At 42.3% G+C, this 19,715-nt stretch carries 24 protein-coding genes; 10 read left to right on the top strand and 14 right to left on the bottom strand.

Going from position 1 to position 19,715, the window contains the following annotated elements; all coding sequences use genetic code 11:
- Positions 1-290: 290 nt before the first annotated feature.
- The 9 genes from nikC to fabL all read right to left on the bottom strand — a co-directional run bounded on the left by nikC (position 291) and on the right by fabL (position 8,995).
- A complete protein-coding gene (gene nikC, locus GGQ95_RS10845; protein ID WP_044741733.1) occupies positions 291-1,190 on the bottom strand; it encodes a nickel transporter permease in 900 nt (299 codons plus the stop codon).
- Between the two features lie 22 nt (positions 1,191-1,212).
- Positions 1,213-2,187, bottom strand: a complete 975-nt coding sequence (locus tag GGQ95_RS10840; protein WP_221212082.1) for an ABC transporter permease — start codon at positions 2,185-2,187, stop codon at positions 1,213-1,215.
- Between the two features lie 94 nt (positions 2,188-2,281).
- Entirely contained in the window at positions 2,282-3,886 is a 1,605-nt protein-coding gene (locus tag GGQ95_RS10835; RefSeq protein WP_183186747.1) for an ABC transporter substrate-binding protein, read from the bottom strand.
- Positions 3,887-3,942: 56 nt separating this feature from the next.
- Positions 3,943-4,911 (bottom strand): ABC transporter ATP-binding protein, encoded by a 969-nt coding sequence (locus GGQ95_RS10830; protein WP_066146788.1) that lies wholly within the window; start codon positions 4,909-4,911, stop codon positions 3,943-3,945.
- Positions 4,877-5,902: an ABC transporter ATP-binding protein gene (locus tag GGQ95_RS10825; RefSeq protein WP_080860111.1), complete on the bottom strand. Its 1,026-nt coding sequence runs from the start codon at positions 5,900-5,902 to the stop codon at positions 4,877-4,879. The genes GGQ95_RS10830 and GGQ95_RS10825 overlap by 35 nt, the downstream gene beginning before the upstream one ends.
- Before the next feature lie 582 nt (positions 5,903-6,484).
- Complete coding sequence (gene ntdP / locus GGQ95_RS10820; protein WP_044741738.1) at positions 6,485-7,021, bottom strand: nucleoside tri-diphosphate phosphatase; 537 nt, start codon at positions 7,019-7,021, stop codon at positions 6,485-6,487.
- A gap of 218 nt (positions 7,022-7,239) precedes the next feature.
- Positions 7,240-7,503, bottom strand: a complete 264-nt coding sequence (locus tag GGQ95_RS10815) for a YgaB family protein (protein WP_044741739.1) — start codon at positions 7,501-7,503, stop codon at positions 7,240-7,242.
- Between the two features lie 309 nt (positions 7,504-7,812).
- Positions 7,813-7,995: a gamma-type small acid-soluble spore protein gene (locus GGQ95_RS10810; protein WP_044741775.1), complete on the bottom strand. Its 183-nt coding sequence runs from the start codon at positions 7,993-7,995 to the stop codon at positions 7,813-7,815.
- 250 nt (positions 7,996-8,245) lie between these two features.
- Positions 8,246-8,995, bottom strand: a complete 750-nt coding sequence (fabL, locus tag GGQ95_RS10805) for an enoyl-[acyl-carrier-protein] reductase FabL (RefSeq protein ID WP_044741740.1) — start codon at positions 8,993-8,995, stop codon at positions 8,246-8,248.
- A 73-nt stretch (positions 8,996-9,068) separates the two neighbouring features.
- Between fabL and yfhS the strand changes: the two genes are divergently transcribed.
- Positions 9,069-9,290, top strand: a complete 222-nt coding sequence (yfhS, locus tag GGQ95_RS10800; RefSeq protein WP_044741741.1) for a mother cell protein YfhS — start codon at positions 9,069-9,071, stop codon at positions 9,288-9,290.
- A gap of 133 nt (positions 9,291-9,423) precedes the next feature.
- On the opposite strand, the gene mutY is transcribed toward yfhS, so the two are convergent.
- The gene (mutY, locus tag GGQ95_RS10795; protein ID WP_066146837.1) at positions 9,424-10,515 is read right to left on the bottom strand and encodes an A/G-specific adenine glycosylase; all 1,092 of its coding nucleotides are present in this window, start codon (positions 10,513-10,515) and stop codon (positions 9,424-9,426) included.
- Between the two features lie 150 nt (positions 10,516-10,665).
- Between mutY and GGQ95_RS10790 the strand changes: the two genes are divergently transcribed.
- Positions 10,666-11,646, top strand: a complete 981-nt coding sequence (locus GGQ95_RS10790; RefSeq protein WP_066146779.1) for a metal-dependent hydrolase — start codon at positions 10,666-10,668, stop codon at positions 11,644-11,646.
- A 237-nt stretch (positions 11,647-11,883) separates the two neighbouring features.
- Here GGQ95_RS10790 and GGQ95_RS10785 read toward each other — a convergent pair whose 3' ends face one another.
- Positions 11,884-12,153 carry a YfhJ family protein gene (locus GGQ95_RS10785; protein ID WP_066146834.1) on the bottom strand — a complete coding sequence of 90 codons (270 nt, stop codon included), beginning with the start codon at positions 12,151-12,153 and terminating at the stop codon, positions 11,884-11,886.
- 121 nt (positions 12,154-12,274) lie between these two features.
- On the opposite strand from GGQ95_RS10785, the gene GGQ95_RS10780 reads away from it, so the two are divergent.
- Positions 12,275-12,430: a small, acid-soluble spore protein K gene (locus GGQ95_RS10780; protein ID WP_066146776.1), complete on the top strand. Its 156-nt coding sequence runs from the start codon at positions 12,275-12,277 to the stop codon at positions 12,428-12,430.
- A gap of 144 nt (positions 12,431-12,574) precedes the next feature.
- On the top strand, positions 12,575-12,736 hold the full coding sequence (locus tag GGQ95_RS10775; RefSeq protein WP_080860116.1) for a YpzG family protein: 162 nt from the start codon (positions 12,575-12,577) through the stop codon (positions 12,734-12,736).
- A gap of 39 nt (positions 12,737-12,775) precedes the next feature.
- On the opposite strand, the gene GGQ95_RS10770 is transcribed toward GGQ95_RS10775, so the two are convergent.
- Positions 12,776-13,093, bottom strand: a complete 318-nt coding sequence (locus GGQ95_RS10770) for a YfhH family protein (RefSeq protein ID WP_044741744.1) — start codon at positions 13,091-13,093, stop codon at positions 12,776-12,778.
- A 166-nt stretch (positions 13,094-13,259) separates the two neighbouring features.
- Here GGQ95_RS10770 and GGQ95_RS10765 point away from each other — a divergent pair, with 166 nt between their 5' ends.
- Positions 13,260-13,943, top strand: coding sequence for an SDR family NAD(P)-dependent oxidoreductase (locus GGQ95_RS10765; RefSeq protein ID WP_066146831.1), 684 nt, complete (start codon positions 13,260-13,262; stop codon positions 13,941-13,943).
- A 388-nt stretch (positions 13,944-14,331) separates the two neighbouring features.
- On the opposite strand, the gene recX is transcribed toward GGQ95_RS10765, so the two are convergent.
- Entirely contained in the window at positions 14,332-15,147 is an 816-nt protein-coding gene (gene recX / locus GGQ95_RS10760) for a recombination regulator RecX (protein WP_221212075.1), read from the bottom strand.
- Between the two features lie 86 nt (positions 15,148-15,233).
- Between recX and GGQ95_RS10755 the strand changes: the two genes are divergently transcribed.
- The 5 genes from GGQ95_RS10755 (at position 15,234) to GGQ95_RS10735 (ending at position 19,108) form a co-directional block, all read left to right on the top strand.
- Positions 15,234-16,154 (top strand): TIGR01777 family oxidoreductase, encoded by a 921-nt coding sequence (locus tag GGQ95_RS10755; protein ID WP_183186746.1) that lies wholly within the window; start codon positions 15,234-15,236, stop codon positions 16,152-16,154.
- 330 nt (positions 16,155-16,484) lie between these two features.
- A complete protein-coding gene (locus tag GGQ95_RS10750) occupies positions 16,485-17,612 on the top strand; it encodes an amidohydrolase (protein ID WP_183186745.1) in 1,128 nt (375 codons plus the stop codon).
- A gap of 244 nt (positions 17,613-17,856) precedes the next feature.
- Positions 17,857-18,417 carry a GNAT family N-acetyltransferase gene (locus tag GGQ95_RS10745; protein WP_080860124.1) on the top strand — a complete coding sequence of 187 codons (561 nt, stop codon included), beginning with the start codon at positions 17,857-17,859 and terminating at the stop codon, positions 18,415-18,417.
- Between the two features lie 109 nt (positions 18,418-18,526).
- A complete protein-coding gene (locus tag GGQ95_RS10740) occupies positions 18,527-18,655 on the top strand; it encodes a YfhE family protein (protein ID WP_080860125.1) in 129 nt (42 codons plus the stop codon).
- A 264-nt stretch (positions 18,656-18,919) separates the two neighbouring features.
- The gene (locus tag GGQ95_RS10735) at positions 18,920-19,108 is read left to right on the top strand and encodes a YfhD family protein (RefSeq protein ID WP_066146764.1); all 189 of its coding nucleotides are present in this window, start codon (positions 18,920-18,922) and stop codon (positions 19,106-19,108) included.
- 194 nt (positions 19,109-19,302) lie between these two features.
- Here the strand turns inward: GGQ95_RS10735 and GGQ95_RS10730 are convergent, their stop codons facing one another.
- The gene (locus GGQ95_RS10730; protein ID WP_139788056.1) at positions 19,303-19,527 is read right to left on the bottom strand and encodes a hypothetical protein; all 225 of its coding nucleotides are present in this window, start codon (positions 19,525-19,527) and stop codon (positions 19,303-19,305) included.
- Between the last annotated feature and the right edge of the window lie 188 nt (positions 19,528-19,715).

Raw genomic sequence — 19,715 nt, 5'->3', positions numbered from 1 at the left:
TCCCATACAATGTTTGTCATATCGATACGGATTTCTTTAACTGAGCCAATCTGTTGACCTTTCCATTTTAACAGCGTCTTCTAACATAACGTGATCCATTCTACTGAATGTATCGACATGTCCCCCCTCCAATAAACAGGTGTGACGGTCGAGCGATGGAATAACATCGATTAAAGAACGATGAATAGATTGGAAAGCGCCTGTGTTTCAGCCTTCGTCATGGCAAAATTCAGCGACAATATATGAAAAAACGGCTATCCTTCGTTTAGGATAACCGTTTCGGTAATTCGTTAGCTTTTCATGCGCGGATCAAGCGCATCGCGCAATCCGTCTCCCATTAAATTAAATCCCAGCACCGTCAACATAATGGCAAGCCCAGGAAATACCATCGTCCAAGGTGCCTGTGTTAGAAAATCTTTTGAACTTGCTAGCATCGTTCCCCATTCCGGATTTGGCGGCTGCGCCCCTAAGCCGAGAAAACCAAGAGCAGCCGCTTCAATGATGGCAGTAGCGATCGCTAACGTTCCTTGCACGATAATCGGCGCCATACTGTTCGGCAAAATATGATGAAATAAAATACGAGCATCACTCATTCCTATCGCTCTTGCTGCCACGATATATTCCTCTTGCTTAATACTTAATACACGTGAACGAATTAAGCGACCAAAATTCGGAATATTAATGACCGCGATCGCAATCAATGCATTTTGCAGTGATGGCCCCAAAACTGCGACAATTCCGATGGCTAATAAAATACTTGGGAATGCCAGCATAATATCAAAGATACGAGAAATAATGGCATCTATCCATTTTCCGTAATAACCTGCTACAATACCGAGTAAAGATCCGACAACAACCGAACCGAGCACAGAAAAAAATCCAACCCAAAGCGAGATTCTCGCTCCATAAATGACGCGCGATAAAATATCGCGGCCAAAGTCATCGGTTCCAAAAAGATGCTCTTTCGATGGCGCCTGCAAGCGTTCGGAAAGGTTTTGCTCACTAATTTCATACGGAGCCAAAAGCGGAGCGAACACGGCTAATAAAATAAAAAACAGGACAATGGCCGCACCAACAAGCGCTATTTTATTTTTTTTAAAACTGCGCCAGCCTTCCTTCCAAAGTGAAACCGATTCTTCTTTGTCTGGTTTAACAGGGATTGGCGCTTGATTTCGGGCTAATTCGGCCATTTTGTTTCACCCCTTTGCAAAATTAATTGTACTTAATGCGCGGATCAACAGCAGCATAAAGAAGGTCGACAACTAGATTAATAAAAATAAAGATCGTTGCTACGACTAAAATTCCTGATTGTATCACGGGATAATCACGATAGCCGATTGCTTCATAAATATAGCGCCCAATTCCCGGCCAACTGAAAATCGTTTCCGTTAAAATCGCTCCTCCAAGCAACAGCCCTGTCTGCAAACCAATAACCGTCAATACAGGAATAATCGCATTTTTTAGTGAATGCTTATAAACGACCCAAAACATGCTTAACCCCTTCGCTCTCGCTGTACGAATATAGTCGGATTTCATCACTTCAAGCATGCTGGAACGGGTTATTCTTGCGATAATTGCCATAGGAATCGTAGCCAAAGCTATACTTGGCAGGATTAAATGCTGCAATACTTGCATAAACTGCTCTGTATTTCCTTGCAGCAATGTATCGATTAAATATAGATGAGTAATAGGTTCTATCGGATTTCGCACTTCCTCACGCCCAGATGTCGGAAGCCAATCCAAATGAATCGCAAATACCCACTGCTCCATGAGCCCCAACCAAAAAATCGGCATTGATACGCCTACTAGCGCTAATATCATCGCTGTATAATCAAACCAGGAATTTTGAAACCAAGCGCTTATAATTCCTGCATTCACGCCAATCACGATGGCAATCAACATCGCCGCGATAGACAGCTCAAGCGTCGCTGCTAAATATGGCCAAATTTCTTGCGATACCGATGTTCCGGTTCGAATGGATTCTCCTAAATCTCCTTTTAGCAGTCCCCCTAAATATTTGACATACTGAACATACCACGGCTGATCAAGCCCCAGCTTATGCGTCAATGCTTCGACTGCTTCTTTCGTCGCTTTTTGTCCTAAGATGACCTGTGCCGGATTTCCGGGAATCGCCCGAATCATAAAAAAGACAACGAGCGACATTCCTAACAAAACAGGAATCACCATCAAAATTCTCCGCAGCGTATAAGCAAACACGCTCTCACTCCTTCCTTGCGAAATTCAAAGGGAGAGGTATCCCCCCTCCCTCTCAACCTAGAATTTATTGAATCTCTACTTTTGTAAATTTATCGGTGCCTGTTGGATGTGGATTAAAGTTTTTAATCGTCGTTTTTCCTGCTAGCAGCGGTGTTGAGTGAACAAGCGGGATCCATGGTGCATCTTCTTTGATAATTTCTTGCGCTTTTTTGTAAAGCTCATTCCGTTTATTTTCATCGCTGACTGTTTGCGCTTCAACTAAAATTTTGTGAAGCTCCTCATTGGAGTAGTACGTATAGTTGTTGCTGCCGATGCTGTCCTTATCTAGTAACGCGTATAGGAAGTTATCAGCATCACCATTATCTCCGGTCCAGCCAAGCAAGAATGAGTCTGCTTCTCCTTTCGCTGCTTTGTCTAGATAGGTCGCCCATTCATATGTGACAATTTTTGCCTTGACGCCAATTTTCGCAAAGTTGGCTTGCAACGCTTCAGCAATTTTTTTCGCATCTGGCATATATTGACGCGGAACAGGCATTGCCCATAATTCCATTTCAAATCCGTTTGGATAGCCGGCCTGTGCCAAAAGCTGCTTCGCTTTCTCTAAATCAAACGGATAGTCCTGAATCGCATCATTATAGCCAGGAATGCTCGGAGGCATCGGGTTTTTCGCAGGTTCTGCCTGCCCAGCATAAAACGCATCAATTAGCGCTTGTTTATCTACTGCATAGTTTAGGGCTTGACGAACAAGTTTGTTCTTCAAAGGCCCCCTCGTCGCGGTTAAACCAACGTAGCCCACGTTCATGGAAGGACGTTTAAACACTTGGAAATCCTTGTTTTCTTCAATCTGTTTTAGATCTGATGGATTCACATCTTCCATTAAATCAATTTCGCCTTTTAACAGCGCATTTAAGCGAGCTGAGTTGTCAGGAATAGAGACGAAGATTAACTGATTTAATTTTGGATATCCTTTCATCCAATAATCCTTATTTTTCTCAAGCACAATCCGCTCATTTCGCTTCCATTCTTTAAAAACGAACGGACCGGTTCCCACAGGATTTTCTGCAAACTTATCGCCATATTTTTCGATAGCTGCCGGACTGGCGATCGCAAACGGCGGCATTGCAAGGTTTTTCAAAAATGGCGCTTGTGGACGTTTTAATACAAACTGAACGGTATGATCATCCAGAGCTTTTACTTCTTTAATCACATGGCTTTCGTCATTTTTATATCCGCCAAACATCGATCCATAGTATGGGAATTGGTCGGCATTTCCATTAGCCCACCGTTCGAAATTAAATACGACAGCTTCAGCGTTAAAGTCAGTGCCATCATGGAATTTAACGCCTTGTCGAAGCGTAAATGTGTACGTTAACCCGTCTGGAGAGATATCCCATTTTTCAGCTAGTCCAGGCTGGACAGATGTGTCACCTTCATTATAGTCCAGCAGTGTATCAAAGATATTTTTCGTTACCTTCAATGATTCCCCATCTGTCACTGTTGCAGGGTCAAGTGCAACCGAGTCTCCCCCGCGCCCATATACTAGCGTGCTTTGTGACGATGTTCCTCCCTTTCCACCGCTGCTTGTCTTTTCTGATTTTCCACAGCCGACAAGCGCTACAGACAGTGCCAGCATAACAGCAAGCAATGTCATCAATGACTTTTTCTTCATAACATATTCCCCCTTTTTCCAGTAGCCTTATGTTTATGACTTCGTTGCGTTTCATCTCATTGATAAAGATGGCAAGCAACGTAATGTCCTTTTTCAACCTCTTGGAGCGTTGGCCTTGTCGTTTTACAAATGTCCATACAAGCGCTGCATCTTGTATGAAAAGCGCAACCTTTTGGCGGATTAGCCGGGCTTGGCAAATCCCCTGTTAAAAGTTGCCGTTCCTGCTGATATTCAGGATCTGGAATAGGAACGGCCGATAGCAGCGCCTTTGTATACGGATGTTTAGGAGATTCGTATAGTACATCACTATCAGCTAACTCTACCATCCGGCCTAAATACATGACTCCTACACGGTCGCTGATATGGCGAACAACTCCTAAATCATGCGCGATAAAAATATAGGTGAGCCCAAATTCCTTTTGCAAATCCTCCAGTAAATTTAATACTTGCGCTTGAATCGATACGTCTAACGCGGAAACAGGCTCATCGGCAATAATCAGCTTCGGCCGGGTCATCAAGGCACGGGCAATGCCAATTCTTTGGCGCTGTCCCCCGCTAAATTGGTGTGGATACCGCTTGGCATGATAACTTCCCAGGCCTACAACCTCCAGCATTTCGTAAACTTTCTTCTTCCGCTCCTGCTTCGAGCCGATTCCATGTACAACTAGCGGCTCTTCAAGAATCTTTTCTACCGTATGGCGCGGGTTAAGAGAAGCAAAGGGGTCTTGAAATACCATCTGCATGTCGCGGCGCACTTTTCGTAATTCTTGCTTCGATAAATTTGTAATCTCTTGATTCTCAAACACAATTGAACCTTCTGTCGGTTCAATTAAACGCAGAAGCATTCGCCCCGTTGTTGATTTCCCACAGCCGCTTTCTCCAACAATGCCTAACGTTTCTCCTTTATACACAGTAAAAGTCAGATCGTCGACAGCTTTTACCTCGCCAATTTTTTTGCTGAAAACACCGCCCGTAATCGGGAAGTATTTTTTAAGATCTTTCACCTGCAACAACGGCTCGGTCACCCTTCGTTTCCTCCTCTCTTTGATGCAAAAAACAACGAACGCGATGCCCTGTTTGATCAATGGAGTATAGCTGCGGTGTTTCTTGAAAACATCGAGCAAACGCATGCTCACACCGTGCTGCAAACCGGCATCCTTGTTTGATCGTTCCCGGTTTTGGAACATTGCCCGGAATCGAATAAAGACGTTCCTTTTTTTCACGAATATCAGGAACAGACTGAATTAAACCGATTGTATAAGGGTGTTTTGGTTGCTTAAAAATCGTATGTACGTCGCCTTCCTCGACAATTTTTCCTGAATACATGACAATCACTCGCTGGCACACTTCTGCCACGACCCCTAAATCGTGAGTGATCATCATAATAGCGGTCTGGAAGTTTTGGTTTAAATCCTTCATGAGCTTTAAAATTTGCGCTTGAATGGTCACATCTAACGCAGTCGTCGGTTCATCGGCGATCAAAACAGCCGGACGACAAGCCATTGCCATCGCGATCATGACCCTTTGCCTCATTCCTCCCGATAATTGGTGAGGATATTCGTCGATGATGTCTTCCGCTCGCGGAAGACCGACTAGCTTTAACATTTCAATCGACCGCAGACGCGCTTCTTTTTTTGTGAGGTCTGTATGTGTACGAATGGCTTCGATTAGTTGATTGCCGATCGTAAACAACGGATTAAGAGAAGTCATTGGCTCTTGAAAGATCATCGCAATTTCATTTCCCCGAATCGCTTTCATTCTTTTTTCCGACGCATTGACAAGATTTTCGCCTTTCAACCAAATTTCGCCACCAACGACTCGTCCGATTCCTTTTGGTAACAGCCCCATAATCGATAACGAGGTCACGCTTTTTCCACACCCAGATTCTCCAACAATCCCCAAAACTTCCCCCTCGTTTATATAAAAATCGATATCATCGACGGCCGGAATTTCTCCATCATCTGTAAAAAAGGATGTTTTCAATCCTTTTACTTCTAGCACTCGTTGTTCACTCATGACGTCACCTCCTATCTAAATAAAAAAGAATAGTAGTACAATTCTGCCATTTTCATTTAAATTATGCCATGCATAGAAGAATAATACAATAATAATATTCTAAAAAGTTCAAATTATATAAATAAAACAAAAATACCTGGATGAAAGAGGAAAACTATTCCTTTCCAATATGAAGAAAAGCATCTGCGAAATCTCCGATATGATATTAAAAATCCTCGCCGCGCAGCATGTCCGATCAATAACTGGTTTTGCACGCTCTCTTTGTATTTAATTTCCTTCAATAATGATGAATATTTTTTTACTTTATCTCTTTATCAATCCAAAGACAGCGGCTTCGTCTCTTACATACAACTACAAACCTACGGACAAAGGCAAATCACCTACTTGCCCTGATTGCACTTTGGATTGACGCATCAAATTGTATCTATAACCTATGTCCATTGATTTTTCGACATCCCCAATCATTTTCTGAACGTTTGAACAGTTTTATTTTTTATTTATGCCGCTTTTCCAATCCGAATCTACACGAAAAAATAGGGTTCAGACACAAGTGTCTGAACCCTATTTTTTTGAACACTAGTATTAACTGCGATATGAAAGAAACTTCTCATACCACATGTCAATAAAATCAGGCGCAAACGGTCCTTTTCGCTGCTGGATCCAGCTAACGAGCTTTTGAACATTATTTTTTAAAATGCGATCGATCACAGCTGGATAATTCATCTCCTGTCGATGGCGCTCATACTCATCTTCATCTAAAAGATTATAGGTCATGCTTGGAAAAACTTTTATATCAAGATCATAATCAATATATTTAAGCGCCTCTTGATCCCAAACAAACGGCGAGCTTAAATTGCAATAATAATAAACGCCATCCTCGCGAATCATTCCGATAATATTAAACCAATGCTTCGCGTGAAAAAAACAAATGGCAGGCTCTCTAGTAATCCAAGTCCTTCCATCAGATTCTGTCACAACTGTTCGATCATTTGCTGCAATAATATAATTGGACGTTCCTTTTAATACCAATGTTTCTTTCCAAATTCGATGAATCGAACCATTATGCTTATAGCTTTGAATTTGGATAATTTCTCCTTCACGTGGATATTTTGTCGTCATTTTTCTTACCTACTTTCATATGGACACTTTCTATATATAATGATCCAACCCAAACCAATAAACCGTACTGAATTTCTCGCTTTTTTTGCCCTAGTCGGCAAGACTATTTACTTTCCGAACAAGTATGCCCTTCTCAAACAAGGGACCCTTGGTAGATACATTTGAATATATTATAAATAATTTCGCTTCGAATTGAAAACAAAAGAGCCACCAACTCATTATGATGGCTCGCCCGCATGACAATAATGGCGCTGGTAGGATCGAATGACTTCCTCCGTTTGTTTTTCAAATGTTTGCTGAATTTCTTTTAATTGCTGCTTCATTTGCTGAATTTCTTCTTGAACCGATTGCAGCTTCGCTTCATTTTGCAGTTCAATTAATTCTTCTTCTATGGATTGACATCTCTCAATTTCTGATTGCAAAAATAATAGCTGCTCCATCGTTTTTAGCTGCTCGCCGACTAAACGATCAAAAAGCTCCATACTCTTTCTCCCCTTTCAGCATTCTATCTTAATACATTCGGGAAAAGAGCAGGAATTTCCTTTGACTATATCTGTAGAGTAGTGATAACTTTTGTCGAGCATGTAGATAAAAAAGCGCAAAGCGTCCCGCCGAGGAGAGCTTGCGCAGATAACTCAGCGAAGCGGCTCAACATGTCGCTGCCACAGTGCGCAAACTGATGGCGCTTGAAGGTAGACAGCACCTTACGAACAGGATATAAAAAGGCACCCCTTTACCGAAAAAAGGAGTGCCTATAATGATATAGTCAAGCATGTTCACGCATTGGACGCTTAGCGTGATGATTTTTGTGATTTGCGCGCTTCAGCTTGAGCGTTTTGTTGTTTTACTTCTTGGACATCTGTTTCAGCAGCAAATTCTGTGCCAAATTGTCCTGCCGCACCAGCTTGAGCGTTTTGTTGTCTTACCTCTTGAATGTTTGTACCAGCAGCCGTTTTGTTTGGTTGTTTTGCCATCGTTATCACCTCCACGACTTTAATGTGTCCAGGAGGTGATTTTTTTATCCGCAAAAAATTACGCCGGCAGACGTAAATAAAATCAAGTTGAATTTCTTCGTCTGACAAGCCATAGATAGCAGCCAATGGAACGAAAAAACAGCCCATATCCATTCATGAACCTTCCCCCCACTCCGTTAAGAGATGGAAGACTTCTCAGCGCAGTATGTTAAAAATTCGGATAGCCTAAGAAAAAAATGGATCAACCATGCTACATTAATAAAGATCTGCCACCATCCACAATAATGGTCTGTCCTCGTATCATTTCCGCTTGATCAGATAATAAAAATAAAACAGCATTGACGATGTCCTTCGGCTCGACCATTCGTCCGGCTGGCGTTTTGGCAACAGCATCAGCCAACAATTCAGCGCGATTCGGAAAATGTTTCAACGCGTCTGTATCAATTGCCCCGCCAGAGACGGCATTGACAGAAATATTTTTCGCCGCTAGTTCTACAGCTAGATAGCGAGTCAACGACTCAACAGCTGCTTTTGAAACCCCTACCGCTGTATAGTTTTCTAAATATCGGATGGAACCGAGCGAGCTAATGCTTACAATTTTTCCGCCTCCGACCTTTTCCATACGCTTTGCTGCTTCTTGCGCGCAAAAGAGCAAGGCCTTGCTGTTAATATGCATTGTCCAATCCCAATGGGATTCTTCCAATTCCATCGCTGCCCGCAATACTCCAGATGCAGCATTATTAATGAGAACATCTACTCGACCAAAAGCTTCGTCAATTTGTGCAAACATTTCCTGGATCTTTTCAACTTTTCCTACATTCGCTTTGACTACAAGCGCATGTTGACCTAATGCTTCAATTTCTTTCGCCGTCTGTAAAGCTGCTTCCTTGCTTCGCGCATAGTTGACAACGATATCGTAGCCTTCCTGCGCTAATCGAAGGGCAATCGCTTTGCCAATTCCCCGGCTGCTTCCAGTCACTACTGCCACTTTTTTGCTCATTTCTTCCTCTCCTTTATTATGTATAAATTTACGGGCTATTTTTTACACTATTGAGAAAAAGGAGGAATAGCCCATGTATGTTGGTCGTGATATGACAGAACTTTCCATGATACCAAAATCGAAATGGAAAGATAGCGAACTCGCCTTCTTTCACCATTCATTCCAGCAAATAGCCCCGTATTTAAACGCGGAGGGACAAGCCATTCATCGCGAAATCATTGAAGAAATTGAAGCGCGCGGTGTAAAACGAACAGAAGCTACCTATACAAAAGGAACAAGGCCATCCTATGACTAAGGACGATTTTTTAGTCTGCCTTCCATCATTCACTCTCATGTTTTCACATCAGACGACTAGCAGACAAGAAGCGCAGTCATACAAAGTGCAGATCCGCCCAAGGCAGCAGTTGTTAACAGTCTGAGGCGGATTTTTATCCGCCTTCCTGTTTGAATTGCTTATATTCTTTCCAAATGCGTTGGTGTGACACAGGAAAAGCAAGCTGCTGAATCTCTTGCTCGCTCACTAGCTTTAGACGATCTGTTTCCGCTATATCGCCCATGATTGTACCACAATATACAACAATATTCCAAACCAAGTGGGAAAACACATGCTCTAAAGCGGCAAAAGGAGAACTTAGCTCCACGCAAGCCCCATATTCTTTTTTTAGAAAAGCGGTCAATTCTTTTTGCGGCTGTTCTTTTCCTACCTCACAGTTTGGAAATTCCCATAAATTCGCTAAAAGCCCTTCTTGATCCCGCTTATGAATGAGAATACACCCCCGTTTATCCATAACAACAGCAGCAGCGATAGAAACCTCCTTCACTTTCGCTTTTTTTGTTTTCACAGGCAGCTCTTCTTGTCTTCCTTCTGCAAATGCTCGGCAATGGGCCTGAACAGGACAAAGCAAACAAGCAGGTTTCCCCGGAACACAAATGAGAGCTCCGAGCTCCATCAAAGCTTGGTTAAAATAAGAAGGATTCTCATGAGAAATAATCATTCTTACGATGTTTTCGAATATTTTCCTCGTTTTTACCTTTGCGATGTCTTCCTCTACTAAAAAAATTCTCGATAATACACGCATCACGTTGCCATCTACAGCTGGCTCTGGAAGCCCGTACGCGATGCTCAGCACCGCTCCAGTCGTATACGGTCCTACACCTTTTAGCTTTGAAAATTCCTCTGCGCTGTCAGGCACTTTCCCTCCGTACCGCTCCTTTACTTCTTTTACCGCGGCATGCAAATTGCGGACGCGCGAATAATATCCGAGCCCTTCCCAAGCTTTGAGCACTTTCTCTTCATCAGCAGTTGCCAAAGATTCTAAAGTGGGAAATTGCTCCATAAACTGATGAAAATAAGGGATGACCGTATCGACTCTCGTTTGCTGCAACATCACTTCAGATACCCAAATTTTATACGGATCACTGTCCTTTCTCCACGGCAAATCGCGCTGCTCGCGCTCAAACCACTGAATTAAATCACGCTGAAACGCTTCGATCTGAAATTCTTCAATAAATGGTTGCATTTGTTGGTTCACGTTTGCTCCTCCAAGATGTTAAACTAATGATAGTATAGTGTGGATGTACAAAAAATTTCAATCGTTTGGTACATACCCAATCATCTAAAGAAAAGATGGATATACTATGAAACAGAACACTATAAGGAGGCTTCTTCGTTGGACACGGGAACACATATTGTCATGGGAGTGGCATTAGGAAGCATCGCCACTTTAGATCCTGTTATTGCACATGATCCAGCTTTAGCACAAGCTGTTTTAATCGGTACGCTAATAGGCTCTCAAGCTCCTGATTTAGATACGGTTTTAAAGCTAAAAAATAACGCTAAATATATTCGCAATCACCGCGGCATCACTCACTCCATTCCAGCTTTATTGATTTGGCCTCTACTCATTACAGGAGTTATTGCTCATTTTTATCCTATATCCAATATGTTTCATTTATGGATCTGGATTTCAATCGCTGTGTTTTTTCATGTGTTTGTCGATATTTTTAATGCCTATGGGACACAGGCTTTGCGGCCATTTACAAAAAAATGGGTTGCTCTTGGCGTGATTAATACGTTTGATCCGGCCATTTTTGGAATGCATCTTGCTGGCATCGGACTCTTGTTTCTTGGCGCTCATCCAGGCTATACGTTTTTAGCGATTTACGTGCTGTTAGTCGGCTATTATATCATTCGCTTTCGCCAGCAAGCCATGATTAAAAAAGCGGTGATGGAAACCATTCCGCATGTGGAGCAAATCATTACCGTGCCGACCTTGCGTTTTCGTGAATGGCATTTAGCGATTACGGCCAAAGACCACTTTTTCGTCGGCCGTGCCAAAAACGGCGCAATCCATATTTTAGATACATTTGAAAGATGCCCGATTCCTTCTCATCCCGCGATTGAAGCAGCCAAAAAAGATGAAAATTTAGCAGCCTTTCTCTCTTTTTCACCTGTTTATCGCTGGGAAGTCAATGAATATAGCGATCATTATGAAGTTCGCTTTACCGACCTGCGCTATCGAAACAAAGGATACTATCCATTTGTGGCTGTTGTACAGCTTGATCGCCATTTTCATGTTGTCAGCTCTTATACAGGGTGGATTTTCAGTGAAGGAAAATTGCGCAAAAAGCTCGAATTAATTCCGGGCTAATAAGTGATTGAAATCCCCACAATCGCTTCACGTTGTAGACAAAGTCAAATGGGCTTTGTCTACAATCATTTTAACGTCCTCATTATCTTGTGCTGGCTGCATATCAGACCGGCTTGAAAACGCTTGGCAAGCAAGGAACGCAGCCGAGTGAAGACGCAAATCGAATCAAAACGTTTTAAGCGGACAAACAAGGTCAGCGACACAGGATGAAAGCGGTTGAAACCACCAACCACCTATTTAGTGCTTTAAATAGTCGTCTCGGTTTAGTAAATGCTTGTACTTAGGATTTGTGGCCTCGAATTCATGGAGCTTGGCACCATATTGCCTAATCCATTGTCGAACCACTCTTTCTGTTAATTCTTTTCCCTTATAGGAATAACCTGCACGCGCATAAGTAGCTTCAAAATCCTCCCATAATAGCTCTACCCACGTTCGTGCTTGTGCATATGCCAGCGCATCATTTTGGTCGAGCAACTCCTTTGTCAGCCGCTCAAAATATGCGTTCATTGTCATCGTTTTCCTCTCCTTTCCTGCCAAGATTTGAACACATAACATGTCGACAATTCGCTATACTAAAAATGTGTTGGCAAACAACACAAACAGGAATGACGAAAGGGGAAACAGAGTCATGCGCAATAAAGAACGCAACTTCCCTAACCAAAATCATAACAAATTAGAAGGCGAACCTCGTGCCAAGGCAGAATACGCTTCTAAGCGCGCAAATGGCACGATTAATACCCATCCGCAGGAACGCATGAGCGCTTCAAATCATCGGGATGAATAACGTCTTACACTTATTTAATGACGTCCATCGTTTTTCATCCGTTTTCATGTCTTGCTTATGTCAAGTTTTTTTACCCTGAATGTATCTATAGACGTCCATGACGAATTTTCCCGGCTTAGGCGTCTATACAGGAGGTGCCGGATCGTGAATCGTCATTCTCGAAAAAAATTTTACAATAATCTTTATTCCAATCCGTTTCAGCAGCCATGGGCGAACCCAAAGCATGCCCACTCCCAAGTTAATGGCGAAACGCAACAAACCGTCGATTTAATGATTTTAGAACGACAAACAAGAAAACAATCGTAAGCTTGCGTAACAGCCAGAGAGCTTTCACATCTCTGGCTGTTACGCCTTCATTAACAAAGAAATCGGCAAAGCCTCCTCTTCACCATCGCCATTCAATCGGTATCCCCATGCAAACACTCCGTTTAAATAACGAATTTTAAAAAAAGAGCCAGGATCTCCATCAATTTCATATATATCTCCGGGCTGAAAATCCTCTGGATTCAATAAATACGCCTTTGCCATAGCGATTTTCCGCTCATAAACCGCTAATTCATTCACCATTCCCATTTGTTCTGCTTTGCGCGCCTTTTCCGTCAGTGCGGCTATTTCTTGCTTCAGCTCATATTCTGTCATCTCGCTATACCGTTTTTGCATCATCTTTCATTCCTCCTCGCTTTTCATTATAGTATAATTTGGACATCTTGATCTCCTAATAAAAACCTGTTATGATTTTCAAGTTGTATACATGGATGAACGGATAGGCTATAAAGCCATTATTCAAGCCACGATGGATAAAGAACAGCAGTCAACGGAGGATAAGCATATGGAAGCAATCGTCATTACAGGGGCAGGAACAGGCCTAGGAAAGCAACTAGCTTTGAAATACGCTAAGAAAGGGCATCCCATCATTTTAATGGGGAGACGAGAGCACCCTCTTTTCGCCGTTAAACAAGAAATTGAAGCAAATGAAGGCCAAGCATTTATTTACACATTAGATATCCGAAGCTATGAAGACGTTTGCCAAGTATCAGCACAAATCATCCAGCAGCATAAAATAAGGTGTCTAATTAATAACGCTGGGATCGGGCATTTTGGTTCTCTCGCTTCCCTCACATGCGAACAAATTCATGAAATGATCGAAACGAATGTTTGCGGAACCATTTATATGACAAAAGCTTTTCTTCCCTATTTTCAAACATTGCCTAAAGCAAAAATCATCAATATTATCTCGACAGCCGGACTGCGAGGAAAAGTAAATGAATCTGTTTATGCAGCCACTAAATTTGCAGTTCGCGGATTTACTGAAAGTCTTGTTAAAGAGCTTGAGAACACTCCTATTTCTATAACAGCCGTATACATGGGAGGAATGGACACGCCTTTTTGGGAAGGAACCGATCATATTCAAGACCGTTCCCGCCTTCTTCCTCCTGAACAAATCGCTGAGTATATTATTCAAAATGAAAATGGACAGGCTGAAATGATCATTGAATCGAATAAGTTGTTATAGCCATCCATATCAGTGATCGTCACATCCCCATTTCATATGCCAGTGGAACATTGGCTTCTGATCACGTCAGCAAAATATATCGTTCCAGCTGGTTTTATTCATGAAGGGGGAAGCTGCATAAGAGCGTTGCGATAAATCAATGAATTTTCCAACGCCATCCCATGGCTTTCATCGTTTTCTAGTCGACTTAAATGCCCGCTCATATCGTTTTTTACAGATGCCATAAGAAGCTGGGACTGATGGCCGCTTCAAAAGCAGAATCTCATCTTTTTCGACGGTCGGTGTTTAATCGCCCGACCGTCGACCGCTCGCGTGGAAACAAATGTTGAGAGATCTGTTGCATCTCATGCACACCGAGCCCCACAGATAAACAAGGCTTATTTCTACTTCATTGATTTTCCTCTTCTTTTAGCTTATTTAGCATTTCATTAATTTTTTCAAGCGAAAAACCTTTTCGATATAGCGCTTGCTTCATTTTTTGGTCATATATCAAACCATTATAAGCCTGATAACGACGATGGGCCTTCCGCGCATGGTGCTCAAGCGCCTCCCATTCTTTTGCTTCGTCTGGAGCTTGTGCATGCTCATCCGTTATTTTTTGAGCCATCCATCGTGGAAATCCTTTGCGCTGCAATAGCTGTTCAATATATTGCTTCCATTCATAAGCAGAACGATGCTTGGTCTGTTTCATCGCTTTTTCATATAGCTTTTTGGCGGCTTCTAGCTGGCGATCCTCTGTCAATAACAACAAGGTCTGTTCAATGAGATCTTCTGCAATCCCCAAGCCTTCAAGCTCTCTGCGAATAACGGCCGGCCCCTTTAAAGTGGTTTTTATTTGTGTTTGGACATAAGCGTGCGCAAACTCTTCGTCATTTACATATTGATGTTTCTTTAATTCATGTAGCACGTCGCGGATAACGGCTTCCGTTTTCCCTTTTTTCTTTAAATGATTGACCACTTCTTGTTCAGAACGCATGCGATACGAAAGAAAATGAAGCGCTATTTGATATGCTTTTTTCACTTCATCTGCATATACTATTTCTTGAAATGTAAATTCATCCACTTCCATTCCTTTTTTCAGCCGAAACTCAATCAGCACATTTTGATCCACACTAAACGAGAAGCGTTCTCCATTTTCCTTAAGTGCATGAATCATCAAACGTTCCCGGTTTTCTTGCTGCACCTCAATTTTAATAATAAGCATGATCAACCCTCCATCATTTATGATATCAAAAAAGGAATCAAGCATCGATAAAGCGAACTATGTAAAAAAGAAAAGAGGTGGATGAATTGAACATTGCAATTGCTGGAGGAACCGGTTTTGTTGGGAAAACGCTCACACATTACTTACAGCAAAAGAATCATGAATTATACATTTTGACAAGAAGAACCCCTCCCACATCTTCGTTGCCAAATGTCCATTATATGCAATGGATGACATCTAAAAGCCGCCCAGAAGCCGCGCTTCCCTCACTTGATGCGATCATTAACTTGGCTGGAGAGTCCATTAACAGCGGAAGATGGACAAAAAAACGAAAAGAGCGAATCGTCCAAAGCCGATTATCTTCCACGAAAGAAATCATTCGTTTTATGCGCCTTTTGCCTTCTCTCCCCCGTGTGTTCATTAACGCTAGCGCGATCGGCATTTACGGAACTTCCTTCGCCGATACATTCACCGAAAACACGGAAACGATTGGAAACGATTTTCTTGCGCAAACCGTCAAGAAATGGGAAAAGGAAGCAAGTCAGGCCCAAATACTCGGAACTCGTACCATTTTTGCTCGTTTTGGCATCATTATCGGCAAAAACGGAGGAGCGCTTGGAAAAATAGCGCTCCCATATCGCTGCTGGATGGGCGGAACAATCGGATCGGGGAAGCAATGGGTCTCATGGATTCATATAGAGGATGTTGTTCGAGCCATCGAATATATGCTAACCCATGAACAGCTTGTCGGACCTGTCAATCTAACAGCACCGTCTCCTGTTACGATGGATGAATTAGGGAAAACAATAGCTTTCGTTCTAAAGCGCCCTCATTGGTTGCCTATTTCCGAACCAATGCTGCGGTTGCTTTTAGGAGAAAAGAGCAGCCTCGTATTAGAAGGTCAACGAGTCATTCCCAAAAAGCTACAAGAATCAGGATTTTCGTTTTCTTTTCCTTCTCTTGACACGGCACTGCTCCATCTATTCAAAGACAGCGACGAATTATAGGAGAAGACTGTCGTAGCTATTTCCTATCATCAGAATATAGCTTTGGAACATTTGACTCTTTTATATGAGATTCTTGCCGTTTTTCAATAGTGGAATGACGAGATCCATGGATGGATCTTCACTCTTTTTACACATCCGTTTGATAAACGCAAGTCCCAAATTGCCTCTGGCCGTCAACAGGGTAACTGCTCCGCCTTTTAGTTATACGGCCATGATTCTTTATCGATGGCGATAACACTCAAGTGATCGCTCCGTCTGAAGTTTTGGAATTCTTCATCACAAACCCGTGCTTAAAGAACAGATCAAACACGGACAACAAGGGAGTTGGCGATGAAAAAACGATTATTAACCAATGCAACGATTCATCCTATCACAAGTGCGACGATGCATCAGGCAGATTTACTTATAGAAAATGGAAGAATCAAAGCAATCGACTATCAATTATGTCCTGATGAACAAACAGAAGTGATTGATTGTGGAGGAAAGCATTTATTTCCTGGTTTCATTGATGTTCATACACATCTTGGCTTGTATGACGAAGGAACAGGCTGGGCAGGAAACGATGCCAATGAAACGATCGAAATGATGACACCTCATATTCGAGCGATCGATAGCGTCTATCCTTTTGATCCCGGCTTCCGTGATGCTATTTCTCATGGGATTACAGCCGTTCACATTATGCCGGGCAGCGCCAATGTGATCGGCGGAACGACTTCCGTTATTAAAACATATGGAACAAACGTTTCTCGCATGTTAATAAAAGAAACGGCCGGTTTAAAAATTGCGCTCGGGGAAAATCCAAAGCGCATCCACAGCAATGGCAGCGAAGCATCCATTACCCGCATGGGCATTATGGGAATGCTTCGTGAAACCTTTTATAAAGCAAAATATTGCACTCATCCTGAAGATTTGCGCATGGCCCCAATTGTTCGTGCACTCAAACGAGAAATCCCTGTACGCATTCATGCTCATAGAGCTGATGACATTATTTCCGCTATCCGCTTCGCAGAAGAGTTTCATCTCGATTTACGTATTGAGCATTGCACAGAAGGACACTTTATCGCCAAAGAATTAGGTGAGAAAAAATTAAAAGTATCGGTCGGGCCAACCTTGACACGCCGCTCAAAGGTCGAACTGACAAATAAAAGCTGGATGACATATAAAATTCTTCATGATGCCGGTGTCGAAGTGTCAATAACAACCGATCATCCCTATACGCCTATTCAATATTTAAATATTTGTGCTTCCGTCGCTGTCCGTGAGGGACTGGAAGAGCAAAAAGCAATCGAAGGAATCACGATTCTTCCAGCACGCAATTTAGGAGTGGATGAGCACATCGGCAGCCTAGAGGTTGGTAAAGACGCGGATCTTGTTCTATGGAATGCCCATCCGTTCCACTACTTGGCAAAACCTATTTTCACCATGGTAAATGGGGAAATGATATACACAAAAAATTAACAAAAAAGCTATTTCCTTTTTACACATAATCATGTATGATGAAGGAAGCCATTACATGAAAAATGGACCTACAATTAGATAATGACGCTTCAAATCAAGGGAAGGCAAATGGTGCGCCACCAGCCGAGATGCTGGTTCTAGTGGGTTCGATTCCCACCCCGAAATTTTTTGATTGAAATACATTAAAAAATTTCGAGGGTGGTTTCCCACGTGTAAGCTGCCCTCAAAACAGGAGGGAAATGCAATGTTAAAAAAACGTGAATTGCAGGATTGTCAAGCTCTTTACGAACTAATGGTGCACCCTGAGGTCTTCCCTTTTGTGCGCCAAAAAGCCCATTCCTATGAGGAATTTCTCTTTATTACTAAACAAACCATCGAAGCCGAAGAGCGCGGTGAGCTCATTTCGCGGACCATTTTAGATGAATGGGGCAATCCGATCGGCACGATTAGCTTGTTCGATGTTCAAGATGGAGCAGGATTTTTAGGAACATGGCTAGGCAAGCCTTATCACGGCCAAGGTTACAATCAACAAGCAAAGCAGGCATTCTTTAACGAATTATTTTATGAACTTTCTATTCAAACCATTTTTATGAGAATTCGCAAAGTGAATGTCCGCTCGATAAAAGCAGCCGAAAAACTCCCTTATGTCACATTAGCAAATGAAAGAAGGAAAAGCTTATTTGACGAAATCAACCAAGGTAAGGATATCTATCATTTATACGAAATTTCAAAAGATAACTACACGCTTTATACGATGCGCTGTCCTCTGCTTTTAGAAGAAGAACAGCAAAGAAAAGAAGCGTAGACAAAGAGGAACTCTCACAGTTGGCTGAGCAGTTCCTTTTTTTGCATAAAATGAAGGCGGATAGGGAAAAATAACAATGAAAAAACTGCCGTAAAGCGAGGGCAAAACGATGAATGAGAAACGAAAACGCGAAAAAACAAAAAACACCCTGTCTAGCGCTCAAGAAGTGATCTATTCACGCGAGTTCAAATTGGCTGATCGAGCCGGGGGCTATACAGCAAAAAAAGCCCGTCATTAATCCAATCCTGCTATTGACAGCTGTGTTGATGATCCTAATAACAACCATTTGACATCGTTTGATGCTTAGGAACGCCAGCGGGCAAATGAATGGGCCTTCTGGCGTTTTTGTCTGAGAAAAGAAGGCAGAAACGAGACCATCCTGTATTTTTTAGTAAAATAATGGATCATCAACATTTATGTACTACTTATACTTTTTCCGCGCTGTGTCATCCTAAACATGAATCAAGATTGATTCATCCTAGCTATGGAGGGGACAATTGTTATGGGCAGATCTCGAGGACAACGCACACGCGACAAAAACAAAGCATCTCTTCCACAAGTTCCAAAACAGCTCAAATCGGATGGTTTAGATGTTGAATATTCACGTGAACTTGCCGATCATGAAGATTTAGAAGCTGAAGCACGCGCAGCTGCTTCCGGAATTCGTCAAAGTCAAAGACGAAACAACTAGAAACTGTTTTTAAAAAACAGAAGCAATCAGGTTGTAGACAAAGTCCACATGGACTTTGTCTACAACCATTTTAACATCCCTCATTTGTTTGGGATCAGTGTGGTTCGATCGCCCGACTCTCGAAAGCGGATCACCAATCGATATCGATCATGTAACGCTCCACTAGTACCATGGGTTTCATTTCTTCTTCATGATTAATCGTCAGTCCCATTTTCGCTTTCATGTAAATCTTGTAGTTCTAAAACGGATTCAATTCTCATCCATTCCGGGCGCAGACGATATTCTTTCATTTTTTTTGTAATGACTTGTTTTATCGCCTCTTCTGGCGAATGAGCATATACAAGGCTTCTTCCTTGCAAAACGCTTCCGTCCTCTACGAACGAATTCCAACATACACGGTACGTTTTCATTTTGTTCACCTTCTGACCTTCTGGTACTTGCCAGCCTCATCTTATTTTCAAAAATTCACCATCTGCCATTTCCCCATATCCCCGCTTTACAAAAAAGCCTCCTGTCAGCTATATGCAAGTTATCCCGTGAATCTTGCGATGAAAAAAGGAGCTTGTACATGCTTTGATTTTCTTCATCACTACCTATTACATGATTC

The organism is Anoxybacteroides rupiense (genome assembly GCF_014196195.1).
GTDB classification, from domain to species: Bacteria; Bacillota; Bacilli; order Bacillales; family Anoxybacillaceae; genus Anoxybacteroides; species Anoxybacteroides rupiense.
The sequence above is the reverse complement of the archived record's forward strand: the minus strand, read 5'-3'. Positions and strand labels throughout refer to the sequence as shown.

Excerpts from the sequence above, each read along its gene's own strand:
- nikC (WP_044741733.1), bottom strand. The coding sequence starts at position 1,190 with ATGGCCGAATTAGCCCGAAATCAAGCGCCAATCCCTGTTAAACCAGAC.
- GGQ95_RS10840 (WP_221212082.1), bottom strand. The coding sequence starts at position 2,187 with ATGGTGATTCCTGTTTTGTTAGGAATGTCGCTCGTTGTCTTTTTTATG.
- GGQ95_RS10835 (WP_183186747.1), bottom strand. The coding sequence starts at position 3,886 with ATGAAGAAAAAGTCATTGATGACATTGCTTGCTGTTATGCTGGCACTG.
- GGQ95_RS10825 (WP_080860111.1), bottom strand. The coding sequence starts at position 5,902 with ATGAGTGAACAACGAGTGCTAGAAGTAAAAGGATTGAAAACATCCTTT.
- ntdP (WP_044741738.1), bottom strand. The coding sequence starts at position 7,021 with ATGACGACAAAATATCCACGTGAAGGAGAAATTATCCAAATTCAAAGC.
- GGQ95_RS10815 (WP_044741739.1), bottom strand. The coding sequence starts at position 7,503 with ATGGAGCTTTTTGATCGTTTAGTCGGCGAGCAGCTAAAAACGATGGAG.
- GGQ95_RS10810 (WP_044741775.1), bottom strand. The coding sequence starts at position 7,995 with ATGGCAAAACAACCAAACAAAACGGCTGCTGGTACAAACATTCAAGAG.
- fabL (WP_044741740.1), bottom strand. The coding sequence starts at position 8,995 with ATGAGCAAAAAAGTGGCAGTAGTGACTGGAAGCAGCCGGGGAATTGGC.
- yfhS (WP_044741741.1), top strand. The coding sequence starts at position 9,069 with ATGTATGTTGGTCGTGATATGACAGAACTTTCCATGATACCAAAATCG.
- mutY (WP_066146837.1), bottom strand. The coding sequence starts at position 10,515 with ATGCAACCATTTATTGAAGAATTTCAGATCGAAGCGTTTCAGCGTGAT.
- GGQ95_RS10785 (WP_066146834.1), bottom strand. The coding sequence starts at position 12,153 with ATGAACGCATATTTTGAGCGGCTGACAAAGGAGTTGCTCGACCAAAAT.
- GGQ95_RS10780 (WP_066146776.1), top strand. The coding sequence starts at position 12,275 with ATGCGCAATAAAGAACGCAACTTCCCTAACCAAAATCATAACAAATTA.
- GGQ95_RS10770 (WP_044741744.1), bottom strand. The coding sequence starts at position 13,093 with ATGATGCAAAAACGGTATAGCGAGATGACAGAATATGAGCTGAAGCAA.
- GGQ95_RS10765 (WP_066146831.1), top strand. The coding sequence starts at position 13,260 with ATGGAAGCAATCGTCATTACAGGGGCAGGAACAGGCCTAGGAAAGCAA.
- recX (WP_221212075.1), bottom strand. The coding sequence starts at position 15,147 with ATGCTTATTATTAAAATTGAGGTGCAGCAAGAAAACCGGGAACGTTTG.
- GGQ95_RS10750 (WP_183186745.1), top strand. The coding sequence starts at position 16,485 with ATGAAAAAACGATTATTAACCAATGCAACGATTCATCCTATCACAAGT.
- GGQ95_RS10745 (WP_080860124.1), top strand. The coding sequence starts at position 17,857 with ATGTTAAAAAAACGTGAATTGCAGGATTGTCAAGCTCTTTACGAACTA.
- GGQ95_RS10740 (WP_080860125.1), top strand. The coding sequence starts at position 18,527 with ATGAATGAGAAACGAAAACGCGAAAAAACAAAAAACACCCTGTCTAGC.
- GGQ95_RS10735 (WP_066146764.1), top strand. The coding sequence starts at position 18,920 with ATGGGCAGATCTCGAGGACAACGCACACGCGACAAAAACAAAGCATCT.